This is a genomic window from Quadrisphaera granulorum (assembly GCF_003149145.1).
Classification (GTDB): Bacteria; Actinomycetota; Actinomycetes; order Actinomycetales; family Quadrisphaeraceae; genus Quadrisphaera; species Quadrisphaera granulorum.
Genome location: NZ_QGDQ01000002.1, coordinates 190,936 through 206,900 on the forward strand (window position 1 = coordinate 190,936; position 15,965 = coordinate 206,900).

The following is a 15,965-nucleotide window of genomic DNA, read 5'->3' on the forward strand; positions in this document are numbered from 1 at the left end:
GTCGTGGGAGTCCACGACGAGGAGGTGGCGGCCTTGGCGGCACTGGTGTCGCGAGCCGGTGATGACGACCCGCTCCAGGCCCTGGCAGCCCTGGCCGCTGCTCGCCGGGAGCTGGAGACGCTCGAGATGCTCGCGGTGCGCCGGGCGCGTGTGCGTTCGGCATCTTGGGCCGCGATCGCTCAGGCCATGGGCGTGACCCGGCAGGCCGCCCACCAGCGGTTCCGCCTCTCCCGCTGGGGCGATCGCTGAGCGCGTCCCCGGCGCCCGCTGACACCGCCGCGCCGCAGTCGACGGTGCGGCGCGAGGGGCTGCGGAGCCTGCTGCCCCACCTGCGGGATCACCGGCGGCCGCTCGCGGCCGCTGCCGCGCTGTCGCTGGTCACCGCTGCGGCGGGCCTGGCGCAGCCTCTGCTGGTGCGCCGCGTCATCGACGGCGTCCAGGTCGGCGCTTCCGTGGGGACGGCCGTGGCGGCCGTCGTCGTCGTCCTCCTCGCGGGGTCGCTGATCGGCGCGGTTCAGCAGTACCTCCTCCAGCGCACGGCGGAGGGTGTCGTCCTGGCGACCCGCCGCCGCCTCGTCGGCAGGTTGCTGCGCCTGCCCGTCGCCGAACTCGACGCTCGCCGCACGGGCGACCTCATCTCCCGGGTGGGCTCCGACACCACCCTGCTGCGCGCCGTCGTCACCTCCGGCCTCCTCGAGGTGGCCTCCTCGGCGCTGCTGGCCATGGGGGCGGTGGTGGCCATGGCCCTGGTGGATCCGCTGCTCCTCGGGGTGACCCTCCTCGCCGTCGGCGTGGGCGTGGCCGCCGGGGTGGGCGTGGGTCGCCGGCTGCGCGAGCTGGCCCGGACGTCGCAGGAGCGGGTGGGGGCCATGACGGCCGCCGTCGAGAGGGCCCTCGGTGCGGTGCGCACGCTGCGCGCCTCGGGCGCGACCGACCGGGAGGTCGACGCGGTCGGCCGTGCCGCCGAGCAGGCCTACGACGCAGGGGTGCGAGCTGCCCGGGTCCAGGCGGTGATCTCGCCGCTCGTCGGTGTCGCGGTGCAGGGCGCCTTCGTCGCGGTGCTCGGCGTGGGTGGCTACCGGGTGGCGAGCGGATCCATCAGCGTGGCCGACCTCGTGGCCTTCATCCTCTACCTGTTCCTCCTGGTCATGCCCCTGGGGCAGCTGCTCGGCGCGTACTCGCAGCTGCAGCTGGGCCTCGGGGCGCTCTCCCGGGTGGAGGAGGTGCTCGCCCTCGGCGAGGAAGACCCCGGACCGCGCGCCGACCCGCCGCCGGCCCGTTCCGCGACGCCCGGCCCGGCGGCCCTGCTGGAGCTGGACAGCGTCTCCTTCACCCACCCGGGCAGCCAGACGCGCGTGCTCGACGGCGTCTCGTTCCGCGTGGAACCGGGCACACGGACGGCGCTCGTCGGGCCGTCGGGCGCGGGCAAGTCGACGCTGCTGGGGCTGCTGGAGCGCTTCGCCGACCCGACCTCCGGCAGCATCCGGCTGGACGGCGTCGATCTGCGCGACCTTCCACGGGCCGCGCTGCGCGCCCGGCTCGGGTACGTCGAGCAGGAGGCGCCCGTCCTCGCCGGCACCCTGCGGGAGAACCTCCTGCTGGCCGCCCCGCGCGCCACCGATGACGAGGTGGCCGGGGTGCTCGCGGCCGTCGGGCTCTCGGCGCTGGTCACCCGCTCGCCGCTGGGGCTGGACGCGCCGGTCGGCGAGGGCGGCGTGCTGCTGTCCGGTGGCGAGCGGCAGCGGCTCGCCATCTGCCGCTCCCTGCTGGCCAACCCCGACCTGCTGCTGCTCGACGAGCCCACCGCCAGCCTCGACGCCCGCAACGAAGCAGCCCTGGCCCGCGCCCTCGACGCCGTGCAGCAGCGCTCCACGGCCCTGATCGTGGTGGCACACCGGCTCTCGACCGTGGTCGACGCCGACCAGATCGTGGTACTCGACGCGGGGCGCGTGGTGGGCATCGGTCGCCACGAAGAGCTCCTCGAGAGCACACCGCTCTACCGGGAGCTCGCCATGACGCAGCTGCTCGTGGCCGACTGACCCGCCGGAGGTCGGAGCAGGTCAGGTCAGGCCGAGCGGCCCCGCGAGGTACTGGTACCCGACGAAGGCGACGACGTCGAGCAGCGTGTGCGCCACCACGAGCGGCATCACCCGGTGCGTGCGCCAGTAGACGAGGGCGAACACCACCCCCATGACGAGGTTGCCGAAGCCCGGTCCGTAGCCCTGGTAGAGGTGGTAGCTGCCGCGCAGCAGCGCGCTCGCGGCGACCACCCACATGACCGTCCATGCCGATGGCGACAGGCGGCCCAGCCAGCGCGGGCGGCGCAGGCCCAGGCGTGGTAGCCGGTCGAGGAGGTAGGCGACCACCAGCACCTCCTCGAGCAGCGCGTTCTGCAGCGCCGAGAGGACGAGCACCGGAACCGTCCACCAGGCCTCGTTGAGCGCCGATGCCTGGACCTGCGCGGTGAAGCCCAGCGCTCGACCGGCGACGTACAGACCGAGCCCGGGGATCCCGATGACCGCTGCCAGGCCGACGCCGTGCAGGAGATCGCGGCCGGGGCGGCGCAGGTCCAGACCGATCCGGTGGCAGACGCGAGCCAGCGCCGGGAGCAGCGGCCCGCGGCCCGACGTGCCGCCGGCCAGCAGGAACAGGCAGAGGAGCACGGGCACCAGGGCGAAGCCGATGCCGAGCAGCTGGTACGTGAGGTCGAGGTACGGCCTGGGGCTGCGGGAGGGGTTGAGGGTGGCGGTGCCGGCGGCGACACCGCCCGCCGCCGTGGCCAACGCGATGAGCTGGACGACGGCGTAGACGCCCGAGCGACCCAGCGACAGCGCCGCGACGAGCAGGACCTCGCCGAGGACCCGCCCCCGCTCGAGCGGCTGGTCGTCGACGGAGACCGGAGCAGCTCCGGTGCCTACGGCGGTCGGGGCGTCATCGGAGGAGCCGGCGGCTCCGCTTCGCTCCACCTGCGTCACGGTGCCAGTGTCCGTGCGGGCGCTGGAAGCCCGCTGGGAGGGATCGACCCCCCGGGCAGCGGCCCTCAGAGCATGGCCAGCGTGGCGCGCGACGTCGCGAAGGGATCGTCGATGTCCCAGCCGTTAAGCGGCTGAAGGGCAGACGCACTCATCTCACGGTCTTACCGTGGAGGGGTGAGCACCGGCATCGTGGGCTTCGTCCTGTGGGGCACCATCCTCGTCATCGCGCTGTTCATCGCGCTCGTGGCCCGCGCCGCCTCCAAGGAGCGCCGCGAGGGCCCGAGGAAGCACCTGCGCGAGCCCGTCCTCAAGGGCTGGGACCAGGTGGCGCCGCCCGGCCAGGAGCGTCCCCGCTCCTGACGCCTCAGACCGTGCGGGCGAGCTGCTCCGCGATGCCCGTGTACGTGCCGGGCGTCAGCGCCAGCAGGCGCTCGCGGGCGTCGTCGGGCAGGCCCAGGCCGGACACGAACGTCCGCATGCCCTCGGCATCGACGCGGCGACCGCGGGTGAGCTCCTTGAGGCGGGAGTACGGGTCGTCCATGCCGGGCACTCCCGCCACCGACGCCGCGCGCATCACCGACTGGACGGCCTCACCGAGCACCTCCCAGTTGGCGTCGAGGTCGCGGGCGAGAGCGGCGTGGTCGACGTCGAGACCGGCCAGGCCCTTGCGCACGTTGTCGATGGCCAGCAGGGAGTGGCCGAACGCCGTCCCGATGTTCCGCTGCATCGACGAGTCGGTGAGGTCGCGCTGCAGCCGAGACGTCACGAGCGTGGAGGCGAGCACGTCGAGCAGGGCGTTGGAGACCTCGAGGTTCGCCTCGGCGTTCTCGAACCGGATCGGATTCACCTTGTGCGGCATGGTGCTCGAGCCGACGGTGCCCTGGCCGCGGACCTGCGCGAAGTAGCCGAGCGAGATGTAGCTCCAGACGTCGGTGCACAGGTCGTGCAGCACGCGGTTGAACCGGGCGACGTCGCTGTAGAGCTCGGCCTGCCAGTCGTGGCTCTCGATCTGGGTGGTGAGCGGGTTCCACTGCAGGCCCAGGCCCTCCACGAAGGTGCGGGACACCTCCTGCCAGTCCGTGGTGGGGACGGCGACGACGTGCGCCGCGTACGTGCCGGTGGCGCCGTTGAGCTTGCCGAGGAACTCGGCGCGCTCGACCCGGCGCAGCTGCCGGTCCAGGCGCGCCGCCGTGACCGCGAGCTCCTTGCCGAGCGTGGTGGGGGTGGCGGGCTGGCCGTGGGTCCGGGCCAGGGCGGCGGCGCCGGCGGCGTCGTGGGCCATCTGAACCAGCTGGGCGTGCAGCGCCCGTGCGGCGGGCAGCCACACCTGCTGCACGGCTCCACGCACCATGAGCGCGTAGGAGAGGTTGTTGACGTCCTCGCTGGTGAGGCAGAAGTGGATGAGCTCCACGAGGTCGGCGGCACTGCCGGCGGCCAGCTGGCGACGCAGCCACACCTCGACGGCCTTGACGTCGTGCACCGTCTCCCGCTCGATGGCGGCCATCTCCTCGACGACGACGGGCCCGAACCCATCGACCAGGGCGCGCAGCGACGCCGTCTCGGCGTCGGTGAGCCGACGGGCGCCAGGGACAGCACCGACGGTGGTGAGGTGCACCAGCCACTCGACCTCGACCCGGAGCCGCTCGCGGTTCAGGGCAGCCTCGGACAGGTGCTCGACGAGGGGGGCGACGGCGCCGCGGTAGCGCCCGTCGAGCGCGCCGAGTGCGTAGCCGGCCTCGGCCAGGGGCGCCGAGGACGACGGCAGCGAGGACGACGACGGTGCGGCAGCAGGCGTGGAGGTGCTCACGGAGCCTCATTCTCCCAGGCGCGAGAACGCCCCCGCGCCATGCGGCACGGGGGCGTTCAGAGCAGAGGCGGCGCTTGCGGTGGACGGACGCTCTCGTCGTCGTCCTCCGAGGTCCTCAGTCGACGGAGACCAGGCGGACCGGGACGCCGGCGGCCAGACGCAGGCGGGGCGTGTCGACCAGCACGAGCTGCACCTGGGGCTCGGCGACGGCGCCGGAGCAGCCCGCGGCCCCGACGACCTGACCGGGCAGCACGCGGTCACCCCGGCTGACGCGCACGGAGCCGCGGCGCAGGTGCGGCATGACGGCGTACCGGCCGGCCCCGCAGTCGAGCACCACGTGGTTGCCGAACACGGCGCGAGCGCCGACCAGCTCGCGTACCGCGTCGAGCAGGCCCCCGGCGAAGCGGGCCAGGTGCCCCTGCCGGCAGGCGTGGTCGCGGGAGCCGTCCACCACGCGCAGCACCGTGGCGTCGGCGGGTGCCAGGACCGGCTCGCCGAACGTGGCGGCGTCGCCCACCGGCAGCAGGCCCACGCGGCGCGCGAGCGCAGCGCGGCGACCGGGCACCGGCACCGCGGCCGGGTCGGGCACAGCGACGTCGAGGACCAGGCCCACGGCGTGCGCCCGGCCGTAGGAGCCGGCACCCGTGGAACCCGACTCGTCGACCTCCACGCAGCGTCCGGACAGCGGCGAGGCCAGCACCTGCACGGAGCTCCACCGGCCGCGGGGCGCCGCCACCGACAGCAGCGCGGCGAGCGCGACCAGCGCGACGCCCGCCAGACCGGCGGCGGTGGCCGCGTCACCGGCCAGCACGGGCCAGGGGAGCGGCAGCAGGTGCAGCGCCACACCGGTCACCACGAGGGCCGCACCCGCCGCGGAGGACACGCCGCGCAGGCGTGCGCAAGCACGCACCGTGAAGGGGGTGCGGGTCGGGGTGGTGACCACCTCCAGGCGGTCGCGATGCGGCTTCTGCGGGGTTCGGGGTGCAGGGAGGCCCGGCGGCGCGCTGGGCGCTGAGGAGACCAGAGGGGCACCGCCCTCGAGCAGCACCAGCTCGTCGAGCAGCGAGCGGGACGGGTGCGGGATCTCCGGCACTGCGGTCACTTCGTCACGCTAAGCACACGGGGGTCCGATTCCTCGGCGCCACGCCGTGAGCGTGTCGTTGCGTTGCGCGACTGCTCTCTGTGACCGTTCCCCGCTGCTGGCCGTCGCTGCTGGTCGATCCAGGTCAGCCGGTCAGCTCAGGTCAGCCGGTCAGCTCAGGGCAGTGGGCGGCCTCCGCGAGGCAGTACGGCCGATCCGGCGCGCGCCGGATCGAGCGGGACGTCGCTGAGCAGCAGCGCGGGCCCGCGCCGCAGGCGTCCCGAGCTCAGGGGCTCGCACCGCAGGCCACCCCGTCCCCGCAGGGCGGCGTGAGCACCCGGCGCCAGCTGCCGGTCCATCCACGCGCACGGGGCCGCCTGCCGCCGGCCTGCCAGCAGCACCGGACCGTCCCCACAGTCGATCGCGAACACCCTGCCCCGCAGCGGTTCCAGCTCGGCGCCCCGGAGGACGACGTTGCGCCGGGCCAGCAGCGGGTCGAAGGCGGGGACGGCGAGCTGCGCGGCCACCGCCTCCAGCGCCTCCACGGCGAGCAGGGTCACGGCAGCGTCCAGGTGGGCCGCCTTGCCGAAGAACCGGTCCCCGACGATGCCTCGGCCGGCGACGACGTCGGCGATCTCACGGTCTTCGGAGGTGGCTTCGTCGACGGGGAGCGGGCCGTCCTTCGGGCGGCCGAAGTAGCGGTGCACCGGAGAGACGAGCAGGTGCAGCACGTCCACGGGCGTCGAGTGCTCGAGCTCGGCGAGCGCGTCCGGTGGTGGTCCGCTCACCGGCGCAGGGGGCCGGGGCCGCAGTGGACCGGCACCTGGGCCACGCGCCACCCGCCGCGGGCCGCTGCGGCGAGCACCTCCTCGGGGCTGGTGTCGTCCAGGGCAGTGAGCAGCTGGCGCCGGCACGCCAGGACGCGGGCGGCGTCGGTGAGGCGCAGCGGCGGGCCGCTGGCGTCGTGTCCCGCCGCGGCGCTCTCGGCGGCGAGGTGGCGGTTGAGGCGCCGGGTCGCGGCGGCGTCGAGCAGGCGCCGGTGGGGCGGCCAGCAGGACAGGGAGGTCATTCCCCAGCCGGCGCGGCGCAGACCCACCACAAGGTCGGCGCTGCCCCGTGCGATCGGCTCGGCGAGCCGGTGCAGCTCACGGGGGTCCACGCCGCTGCGACCGTCGAGGAGGACGACGACGGGCGCGGTCGTGCGGGCCAGGCCCGCCGCCCAGGCGGCGCTGAGGCCATCGGGGGCGTGGGCGTCCAGGGGGGCGACGACGCCGCGGTAGCCCTCGGGGAGGCGGTCCAGCACCCACCGCGGCGCCCGGCCGCCGGCCGCGGCGAGCACGGCGTCGACCCGGGCCGTGCCGGGGGGCGGGGAGCAGGCGAAGGTCGGTTCGAGGTCGCCGGTGGCGTCGTGCAGCCTCTCCACGGGGCTGACGGTACGGGGCGGCGGGGTGTTCGTGCGCACGTCGTCCGCCCACAGGCGTGGCGGCGGGCCGCGTCATCCACAGGCTGAGCTGACGGCGCTGGGCACGGCGGACCCATCGACCGACGATCGGCGCGTGCCCAACCTCAGTGGCCATGTGCCGAACCTGGGGGGCGTCCGCGCCTCCCTCGCCGCAGGTGATGACCTCGCGCAGCTGGCGGCGCGCCTGCACGGCGCTGCCGAGGCCGTCCGTGGTCAGGAAACCGTCCATCGTGAGCTGCTCGCGCTCGACTGGCAGGGTTCGGCCGCGTCGACCTTCAGGTTCGTCGTCGCCGGACGCGTCGAGAGGCTCGTGCGGCTTGCCGGCGAGCTGGACGAGCTCGCGCACAGCGCCGAGTGGCGTGCGGCCGCCGGTCAGGCGTTGCGTGCGGCCGAGGGCTGGCCGCAGTGAGCGCCGACGCCAGCGGGCTCGATGTCGTGGGAGGCGCCGGAGGCGTCGGTGCTGACCTCGACGAGGTGGACGTCGCCGTCACCCGCCTGCATCGCTGCGTGGCGGAGCTCAGCGACGCCGCCGAGGCCCTGGGGTGGGGCAGGAGCCTGCTGCAGGGGCTGGACGGCGCCGTCGTCGACCCGGGAGCGGTCATCGAGCTGGAGATCACCCTGACCCGTCTCCACCGGGAGATGAACGACGTCGCCTTCGACACCCTCACCCTCTCGGAGGCCGTCGCCGTGTGCGCCACCGTCTACCGCGATGCCGAGGAGGTGCTGCGCAACCGGTGGGGCGCCCTGGGCGCGACCGTGGGTACTGCCGTCAGCATGGAGTTCGGCCCGCTGCCGATGCTGGCCGGCGTGGCGCTGGTGACGGCCCTTCCGCGGCTGAGCATCCTCATCGACGGGGTCATGGACACCGTGGGTGAGCTGACCGGAGAGAAGCCAGCTGCCACGCAGGGGTTGACGGGCCTGCTTCCGGCCAGCGCCGAACCTCAGCTCACGCTCCCGCCCGGAAGTGCTGTCCCGCCGCTGCCGTCGCAGAGCGGGCCTCAGCTCACGGGCCCTGTCCCGTCGGGAGCCCTGGCAGCTGCGAGTTCTCCGGCCAACCAGACCTCCCTCGACCAGACCTCCCTCGACCGGGAGCCGCCCTCTGCCCTGCAGCGTGAGCTGCGGGACCTTGGCAACGCCGCCAGGGAACCCGCTGTGGCGTTCGCCGCCGGGTTCCTCGCCGGTCCTCTCGCGATGGCAACGCCCCCGGCCCCGCTGCTGGCCCGCGGCGCAGCCCGCGCGGGAGCAGCCCAGGGCATCGGGGCCAGCACCGACGTCGTCGTCGTCCCTCGCGCGCTTCCCGCGTCGGTGAGCGCAGCCGGGCCGTCCCGTGGCGTCGGCGACACGATCCGGCGCATCCACGCGGCGGATGACGGATCGGGGCCCGACGGCCGCATCCGTGTGGAGCGCATCACCCACAGCGACGGGAGCCGGGCTGCCGTGGTCTACGTGCCCGGGACGCAGGACTGGGCCGAGGGCTCTCCGCTCCCAGCGTCCTCGGACGCGATCCTGCGGGCAGTGGCAGGCGACACCTCCGCCTACAGCAACGCCGTGCTGGGAGCTCTGGTCGAGGCGGGCGTCACGCCGGGCGAGCCGGTGATGCTGGCCGGTCACAGCCTCGGAGGCATCGTGGCGGCGCAGATGGCCGCCGACCCGTCCGTCCGGGCGAGCTACGACGTCGAGGCCGTCCTCACCGCCGGGTCACCCATCGGAGCGATCGACATTCCGGCCGGTGTTGACGTGCTGGCGCTGGAGCACACCAACGACCCCGTGCCCGACGCCGAAGGTCTCGAGAACACGAAGACCAACAGCCACCTGACCACCGTGACCGCTCCCACCCCTCAGGGGTTGGACGCGCACGGCACCGACGGCTACGCGCTGCTGGGTGACGCGGCGGACACCTCGACGGCCCCGTCGCTGGTGGCCTACCGCGACGCGACCTCGCAGTTCTTCGCGGAGTCCGGATCGACGTCCCAGGTCACCGAGGTGGTCGCGCGGCGCATCGGGCCGTGACGCGGGTCCACCTCGGTGCCTGGACGCGGCACTCAGGCGTGGGTGCGGGCGCGGCGCTCCACGTGCAGGTCGTCCATGTCCTCCAGCTCGCGGCCCTTGGTCTCCGGCACCGCCTTGAGGACGAAGAAGAACGACAGCACCGCCAGTGCCGTGTACAGCCCGTAGGCGACCGGGAGCCCGATGGAGGCGAGCGTCGGGAAGCTGGTGCTGATCACGAAGTTGGCGATCCACTGGGCAGCCGCGGCCACCGCGAGAGCGGCGGCGCGGATCCGGCCGGGGAACATCTCACCGAGCAGCACCCAGACCACGGGACCCCAGGTGATGCCGAAGGCGACGATGAAGAGGTTGGCGGCCACGAGGGCGATCGGACCCCACGGCGCGGGCAGCGAGACCTGGTCTCCGTTGACCGCGCCCTGCGTGAAGGACAGCGCCATGACACCCAGCGACACCGCCATGCCCACCGAGCCGGCGAGCAGCATCGGGCGGCGACCCACCTTGTCGACCAGGGCGATCGCCACCAGGGTCACGAGGACGTTCGTGATGGCAGTGACGACCGAGAACAGGCTCGCCTGCTCGGGGGCGAAGCCGACCGAGCTCCACAGCGAGGTCGAGTAGTAGAAGATCACGTTGATGCCGACCGCCTGCTGGAAGACCGACAGGAGGATGCCCACCCAGACGATGGGCTTCAGCCCCAGACGCGGCCCCTTGAGGTCGCGCAGCGACGGCTCCCGCTCGGCCGCGAGGTGCTTGGCGATCTCCGCGATGCGGCGCTTGATGGTCCCCCGGTCCTTGAGGCCCTGGATGCTCGCGAGGACCCGCCCCGCCTCTTCCTGGCGGCCCTTGGCCACGAGGTAGCGCGGAGACTCCGGCACCGCCAGCGCCAGGGCCGCCCACACCACCGCCGGCACGAGGCCCACGAGGAACATCCACCGCCACGCCGCCAGGCCCCACCACAGCTCGGCGGCAGCGTCGCCGTCGACGAGGTTGGAGAGCAGCGCGTTGGAGATGAGCGCCGCCAGGATGCCGACGGTGATGGCGAACTGCTGCAGCGAGCCGAGCCGGCCGCGGATGGCGGCCGGGGAGACCTCCGCGATGTAGGCGGGGGCGATCACGGATGCGGCGCCGATGCCCACCCCGCCGATCGTGCGCCACAGGATGAGGTCCCACACGGCAAAGGCCAGCCCGGACCCGACGGCGCTGACCGCGAAGATGGCCGCGGCCATCACCATCACGCGGGTGCGGCCGTACTTGTCGGCCAGCGGACCGGCGAACCAAGCGCCCACCGCCGCTCCGAGCAGCGCGCACGAGACCGCGAAGCCCTGGAGGACTTCGCCCAGGTCGAACTGCTTCGCGATGGCCTCGACGGCCCCGTTGACCACCGAGGAGTCGAAGCCGAACAGGAACCCGCCGACGGCGGCGACCACCGCGATGGCGATGACCTTCCCGGTGGTCTTCTCCTCGCCGGTGCGGGAGACCCCACCGCTGCCCTGGGTCGTGCTGCTCATCCGTGAACAGTGCGCCTCACCTCTCGCCAGCGCACGCTGACTACTCTCATGATCACACTCATGGGTGCCTCGGTGTTCGCCCTACCGTGGCCGCGTGAACAGCCCGTCGTCCTCTCCGTCGTCGTCGCCATTGGCGTCACCCCGCGTGCGCGCGGCGATCAGCGCCCTGCCCGGGTACGTCCCCGGCCGACCAGCACCGGTGGCCCCCGACGGCACCTCCTACAAGATCTCCTCCAACGAGAACCCCTACCCCCCGTTGCCCGCCGTGCTGGAGGTGGTGCAGCGCGCGGTCACCGAGATCAACCGCTACCCGGACATGGCCTCGACCCAGCTCGTGTCCGCGCTCGCGGAGCGCCTCGACGTGCCGGCGCCGCGCATCGTCACCGGCACGGGCAGCGTGGGGGTGCTCAGCTCGTTGCTCCAGGCCGTGTGCGAGGCCGGTGACGAGGTCGTCTTCGCCTGGCGCTCGTTCGAGGCCTACCCGATCGTCGTAGGGCTGTCAGGGGCGACAGCCGTGCCGGTGCCGCTGGACGGCGCGGGGCGTCACGACCTCGACGCCATGGCCGACGCCATCACGGAGCGGACGCGTCTGGTGCTCGTCTGCACGCCCAACAACCCCACCGGACCCGTGGTGGGCGCCCAGGAGCTGGAGGCATTCCTCGGGCGCGTGCCGCGTGACGTGCTCGTCGTCGTCGACGAGGCCTATCTCGAGTTCGTGCGCGACCCCACCGCTGCCGACGGCCTGGCCGTCCACCGCGCGCACCCCAACGTCATGGTGCTGCGGACCTTTTCCAAGGCGTACGGGCTCGCTGGGCTCCGGGTCGGGTACGCCGTGGCGCACGAGCCCGTGGCCGAGGCGCTGCGCCGGGCCGCGGTGCCGTTCGGGGTCTCGAGCATCGCGCAGCTCGCTGCTGTGGCGTCGCTGGAGCAGGAAAAGGCGCTACTGGAGCGGGTCGACGGCATCGTCGACGAGCGGGAGCGGGTGGCGGCGGAGCTGACCCGCCAGGGGTGGCGCCTGCCACGGTCGGAGGCGAACTTCGTCTACCTGCCGGTCGGTAGTGCCACCCCGGACCTCGTGGCCGCCTGCGCGGAGGCCGGTCTGTCCGTGCGCGGCTACGGCAGCGACGGCGTGCGAGCGACGGTCGGTGACGCGGCCGCTGATGACGTCCTGCTGGAGGTCTGCGGGGCATTCCTCCAGCGGTGGAGCCCCGATCGGGTGGGCTGAAAGGGGTTGCTGCTCCAGGTGGCGCGCGTCGCTTCCCCTGGGGACCTACGGAACCGTAAGGTACGGTTCCGTAGGTAGCCCAGCACAGGAGGTCGTGTGCCCCTCGTCGCCCCCGCGCCGCAGGCGCCGGTGCAGCTGCTCGACCCCACCGGGGTGCGCCGCCGTGCCGACCAGATCGACGAGCCCGAGCTCGCCGGGTACGCCCAGCTGGTCGCCTCCGTGGACGCAGAGCAGCTACGGGCCCGGTACCGCGACATGGCGATGGTCCGCCGGTTCGACGTCGAGGCGACCGCCCTGCAGCGCCAGGGCGAGCTCGCCCTGTGGGCCAGCTGCACCGGCCAGGAGGCCGCCCAGGTGGGCGCCGGCCACGGCCTCGCCCCGCAGGACCACGTCTTCCCCACCTACCGCGAGCACGGCCTCGCCTGGGTGCGCGGGGTCGACCCCGTGCAGGTGCTCCAGCTCTACCGCGGCGCGAGCCACGGCGGGTGGGACCCGGCCGACCACGCCTTCCACCTCTACACACTGGTCATTGGCGCCCAGCTGCCCCACGCCACCGGGTACGCCATGGGCCTGCAGCGTGACGGCCTCGTCGGCACCGGAGACCGCTCCCGCGACAGCGCCGTCATGGCCTGCTTCGGTGACGGCGCCAGCTCCCAGGGCGAGGTCAACGAGGCGCTGAGCTGGGCCGGCGTCTTCAGCGCACCGGTCGTCTTCTTCTGCCAGAACAACGGCTGGGCCATCTCCGCCCCCGCTTCCCGCCAGAGCGCCGCGCCGCTGCACCTGCGGGCCGCCGGCTTCGGGATGCCCGGCGTACAGGTCGACGGTAACGACGTCCTGGCTGTCGAGGCCGTGATCCGCGCCGCCTCCGACCGCGCGCGCAGTGGTGGCGGCCCGACCCTCGTGGAGGCCGTCACCTACCGGGTCAACGCCCACACCACCTCCGACGACGCCGGGCGCTACCGCTCCCGCGAGGAGGAGGAGTCCTGGCGCCCGCGCGACCCGCTCACCCGCGTCGAGGCACACCTGCGGGCCATCGACTGTGCCGACGAGGCCTTCTTCGACGCCGTCCGCGAGGAGTCCGACGAGCTCGGCGCCCGCGTGCGCCGAGGGGTGCGTGAGATGCCCGACCCGGAGCCGACCTCGATGTTCGACCACGCCTACGCCGCCGAGCACCCGCTGGTCGCGTCCGAGCGTGCCTGGCTGCAGACCTGGCTGGCCACCGAGCCGGAGGAGGCCCGATGAGCGCGACCACCACCCGACCCGCCGCCGCGGACTCCGGCCGGCCAGGGTCGAGCACCAGCGCCGTCGCCGGGCCGACCACGCTCTCCCTCGCCAAGGCCATCACCGCCGCCCTGCACGACGCGATGGCCGCCGACGAGAAGGTCCTGCTCATGGGCGAGGACATCGGCCGCCTGGGCGGGGTGTTCCGGATCACCGATGGCCTGCAGGCGACCTTCGGGGAAGACCGTGTCGTCGACACCCCGCTCGCGGAGGCCAGCATCCTCGGCACCGCCATCGGGCTGGCGCTGCGCGGCTACCGGCCCGTGTGCGAGATCCAGTTCGACGGTTTCGTCTACCCCGCCTTCAGCCAGATCGTCTCCCAGCTGGCCAAGATGCCCGCGCGCATGGCGGGCACCGCGCAGCTGCCCGTCGTCGTCCGGATCCCCTACGGGGGCGGTATCGGCGCGGTGGAGCACCACAGCGAGTCGCCCGAGGCGTACTTCGCGCACACGGCGGGGCTGCGCGTCATCAGCCCCGCCACCCCGCAGGACGCGTACTGGATGCTGCGCCAGGCGCTCACCCAGCCCGACCCGGTGATCGTCATGGAGCCCAAGCGGCGCTACTGGGAAAAGGGCAGCGTCGACACCTCGGCCGAGGCGCTCAGGACCGCCCCCGGCCTGCACTCCGCCCGCGTGGCCCGGCCCGTGAACGGTGCCAGGGCCAGCGAGGGCGGCGCGGTCACGGTGGTCGCCTACGGGCCCACGGTGCGGGTGGCCCTCGACGCCGCCCTGGCCGCCGCGGAGGAGGGCGTCGAGCTGGAGGTCATCGACCTGCGCAGCCTGTCCCCCCTCGACATCGGCGCCGTCGAGGCCAGCGCCCGGCGCACGGGCCGCGTCGTCGTCGTCCACGAGGCCCCGGTGTTCCTCGGGACGGGGGCCGAGATCGCCGCGCGGGTCACGGAGAGCTGTTTCCACTCCCTCGAGGCGCCTGTGCTGCGCGTCGGCGGGTTCGCGGTGCCCTACCCGGCGGCACGCATCGAAGAGCACTACCTGCCCGACGCCGAGCGCCTGCTCGACGCCGTCGACCGCGTCCTGGCCTGAGCTGCCCCGACCTGAGCTGTGCTGACCACGAGGAGGCGCCCATGACCACCCAGACCACCACCCCGACCAGCACCCAGACCAGCACCACGAGCACCCAGCACTTCCTCCTGCCCGACGTCGGCGAGGGCCTCACCGAGGCCGACGTCGTCCGGTGGACCGTGGCCGTGGGCGACACCGTGACCGACGGCGACACCGTGGTCGAGGTCGAGACGGCCAAGTCCCTCGTGGAGCTGCCGATCCCGTTCACCGGCACCGTGGTCGGCCTGCTGGTCCCCGAGGGCACCACGGTCGCCGTGGGGACCCCCATCATCGCCGTGGAGACCGCTGCCCCGGGCGGGTCAGCCGCGCCCGAGGCGCCCCGTGACCACCCGCACCGGCCCGCGCCCGTCGCGCCGACCGGGCAGGGCGGCTCCGGCCTGGAGGGCGGACCCGTCTCCGCCGTCGAGCACGAGCACGAGGTGGAACGCGAGGCCGTGCTCGTCGGCTACGGCGTGCGCCCCGCCACCCACGGGCACCCCGCCCGCCGTCGCCGGACCGTGCGCCGCCAGGCTCCGGTCGGCGCTGGTGCGTCGGTTCCCGTGTCGCGTCGGCCCCAGCAGGACGGCACCGACAGGCCCCTCGCCTCGCCGCCCGTGCGCGCCATGGCCCGCGACCTCGGCGTCGACCTGGCCAGCGTCGTCGCCACCGGTGACGGTGGCGTGGTCACCCGTGACGACGTCCGCGCCTTCGTCGATGCCCGCGGCGCCGCTCCCGAGGCACCCCCCGGCCAGCGCGACGTGGTGGTGGAGCTTCCCACCGAAGGTGTTGTCGCCGACGGGCGCGAGACCCGCATCCCCGTGCGCGGTGTGCGCCGCGCCACCGCCCGCCAGATGGTGGCCAGCGCGTTCACCGCGCCCCACGCCACTGCCTTCGTCACCGTGGACGTGACCCGCTCCATGAAGATGCTCGAGCGCATCCGCGCCGAGCGGGAGTTCCGCGACGTGCACGTCTCCCCGCTGCTGCTCGTGGCCCGCGCCGTGTGCCTGGCGGCCGCGCGGCACCCCGGCATCAACGCCAGCTGGGACGAGCTCGCGCAGGAGATCGTCATCAAGCACTACGTGAACCTCGGCATCGCCGTGGCCTCCCCCCGGGGGCTGCTCGTGCCGAGCATCAAGGACGCCCACGACATGTCCCTGGTGCAGCTCGCGCACGCCCTCGGCGACCTGGTCTCCACCGCGCGCGCCGGACGCTCTCAGCCGGCCGACCTGTCCGGCAGCACCCTGTCGATCACCAACATCGGGGTCTTCGGCGTCGACTCGGGCACCCCGATCCTCAACCCCGGCGAGGCCGCGATCCTCTGCGTCGGTCAGGTGGCCAAGAAGCCGTGGGTGCACAAGGGCAAGGTCAAGCCGCGCGACGTGGTGGAGCTGTCGGTCTCCTTCGACCACCGACTCGTGGACGGCGACCTCGGCTCGAAGTTCCTCGCCGACGTCGCCCGGGTGCTCGAGCGGCCCGACACCGCCCTGCGCTGGGCCTGACCCGCACCGTGCGGACCGCAGCCGGGCGCCCGGCTGCGGTCCGGAGGCGGCTCTGGACCGCA

General features: G+C 74.0%; 15 protein-coding genes. 9 read left to right on the forward strand and 6 right to left on the reverse strand.

All coding sequences use genetic code 11. From position 1 onward, the window contains the following. Positions 1-3: 3 nt before the first annotated feature. On the forward strand, positions 4-249 hold the full coding sequence (locus tag BXY45_RS03245; protein WP_245961622.1) for a hypothetical protein: 246 nt from the start codon (positions 4-6) through the stop codon (positions 247-249). 44 nt (positions 250-293) lie between these two features. Then, positions 294-2,039: an ABC transporter ATP-binding protein gene (locus BXY45_RS03250; RefSeq protein ID WP_211319182.1), complete on the forward strand. Its 1,746-nt coding sequence runs from the start codon at positions 294-296 to the stop codon at positions 2,037-2,039. Between the two features lie 21 nt (positions 2,040-2,060). Here the strand turns inward: BXY45_RS03250 and BXY45_RS03255 are convergent, their stop codons facing one another. Then, a complete protein-coding gene (locus tag BXY45_RS03255) occupies positions 2,061-2,846 on the reverse strand; it encodes a CPBP family intramembrane glutamic endopeptidase (RefSeq protein ID WP_342799508.1) in 786 nt (261 codons plus the stop codon). Positions 2,847-3,149: 303 nt separating this feature from the next. Here BXY45_RS03255 and BXY45_RS03260 point away from each other — a divergent pair, with 303 nt between their 5' ends. Further along, positions 3,150-3,335, forward strand: a complete 186-nt coding sequence (locus BXY45_RS03260; RefSeq protein ID WP_109772861.1) for a hypothetical protein — start codon at positions 3,150-3,152, stop codon at positions 3,333-3,335. Positions 3,336-3,339: 4 nt separating this feature from the next. Here BXY45_RS03260 and purB read toward each other — a convergent pair whose 3' ends face one another. The 4 genes from purB to BXY45_RS24465 form a co-directional block, all read right to left on the reverse strand. After that, positions 3,340-4,740, reverse strand: coding sequence for an adenylosuccinate lyase (gene purB / locus BXY45_RS03265; protein WP_109772966.1), 1,401 nt, complete (start codon positions 4,738-4,740; stop codon positions 3,340-3,342). 157 nt (positions 4,741-4,897) lie between these two features. After that, positions 4,898-5,884, reverse strand: a complete 987-nt coding sequence (locus tag BXY45_RS03270; protein ID WP_109772862.1) for a peptidoglycan DD-metalloendopeptidase family protein — start codon at positions 5,882-5,884, stop codon at positions 4,898-4,900. Between the two features lie 155 nt (positions 5,885-6,039). Next, positions 6,040-6,651 carry an MOSC domain-containing protein gene (locus BXY45_RS03275; protein WP_211319183.1) on the reverse strand — a complete coding sequence of 204 codons (612 nt, stop codon included), beginning with the start codon at positions 6,649-6,651 and terminating at the stop codon, positions 6,040-6,042. After that, positions 6,648-7,286: a glycosyltransferase family protein gene (locus BXY45_RS24465; RefSeq protein WP_146211062.1), complete on the reverse strand. Its 639-nt coding sequence runs from the start codon at positions 7,284-7,286 to the stop codon at positions 6,648-6,650. The genes BXY45_RS03275 and BXY45_RS24465 overlap by 4 nt, the downstream gene beginning before the upstream one ends. 25 nt (positions 7,287-7,311) lie before the next feature. On the opposite strand from BXY45_RS24465, the gene BXY45_RS03285 reads away from it, so the two are divergent. Together BXY45_RS03285 and BXY45_RS03290 are read left to right on the forward strand one after the other, a co-directional pair. Then, entirely contained in the window at positions 7,312-7,734 is a 423-nt protein-coding gene (locus BXY45_RS03285; RefSeq protein ID WP_146211063.1) for a hypothetical protein, read from the forward strand. Next, positions 7,731-9,335, forward strand: a complete 1,605-nt coding sequence (locus BXY45_RS03290) for a PGAP1-like alpha/beta domain-containing protein (protein WP_109772865.1) — start codon at positions 7,731-7,733, stop codon at positions 9,333-9,335. The genes BXY45_RS03285 and BXY45_RS03290 overlap by 4 nt, the downstream gene beginning before the upstream one ends. 32 nt (positions 9,336-9,367) lie before the next feature. Here BXY45_RS03290 and BXY45_RS03295 read toward each other — a convergent pair whose 3' ends face one another. Next, positions 9,368-10,840, reverse strand: a complete 1,473-nt coding sequence (locus tag BXY45_RS03295; protein ID WP_109772866.1) for a sugar porter family MFS transporter — start codon at positions 10,838-10,840, stop codon at positions 9,368-9,370. A 94-nt stretch (positions 10,841-10,934) separates the two neighbouring features. Between BXY45_RS03295 and hisC the strand changes: the two genes are divergently transcribed. The 4 genes from hisC to BXY45_RS03315 all read left to right on the forward strand — a co-directional run bounded on the left by hisC (position 10,935) and on the right by BXY45_RS03315 (position 15,903). Then, positions 10,935-12,065, forward strand: coding sequence for a histidinol-phosphate transaminase (gene hisC / locus BXY45_RS03300; RefSeq protein WP_211319184.1), 1,131 nt, complete (start codon positions 10,935-10,937; stop codon positions 12,063-12,065). 96 nt (positions 12,066-12,161) lie between these two features. Further along, positions 12,162-13,307 (forward strand): pyruvate dehydrogenase (acetyl-transferring) E1 component subunit alpha, encoded by a 1,146-nt coding sequence (gene pdhA / locus BXY45_RS03305; RefSeq protein WP_109772868.1) that lies wholly within the window; start codon positions 12,162-12,164, stop codon positions 13,305-13,307. Next, a complete protein-coding gene (locus BXY45_RS03310) occupies positions 13,304-14,386 on the forward strand; it encodes an alpha-ketoacid dehydrogenase subunit beta (protein WP_109772869.1) in 1,083 nt (360 codons plus the stop codon). Before pdhA ends, BXY45_RS03310 begins: the two co-directional genes overlap by 4 nt. A gap of 41 nt (positions 14,387-14,427) precedes the next feature. Then, on the forward strand, positions 14,428-15,903 hold the full coding sequence (locus tag BXY45_RS03315) for a dihydrolipoamide acetyltransferase family protein (RefSeq protein WP_109772870.1): 1,476 nt from the start codon (positions 14,428-14,430) through the stop codon (positions 15,901-15,903). Positions 15,904-15,965: the final 62 nt, after the last annotated feature.

What these genes read in the sequence shown, in the direction of transcription:
- BXY45_RS03295 (WP_109772866.1), bottom strand. Translation starts at nt 10,840, where the DNA reads ATGAGCAGCACGACCCAGGGCAGCGGTGGGGTCTCCCGCACCGGCGAG.
- BXY45_RS03310 (WP_109772869.1), top strand. Translation starts at nt 13,304, where the DNA reads ATGAGCGCGACCACCACCCGACCCGCCGCCGCGGACTCCGGCCGGCCA.
- BXY45_RS03315 (WP_109772870.1), top strand. Translation starts at nt 14,428, where the DNA reads ATGACCACCCAGACCACCACCCCGACCAGCACCCAGACCAGCACCACG.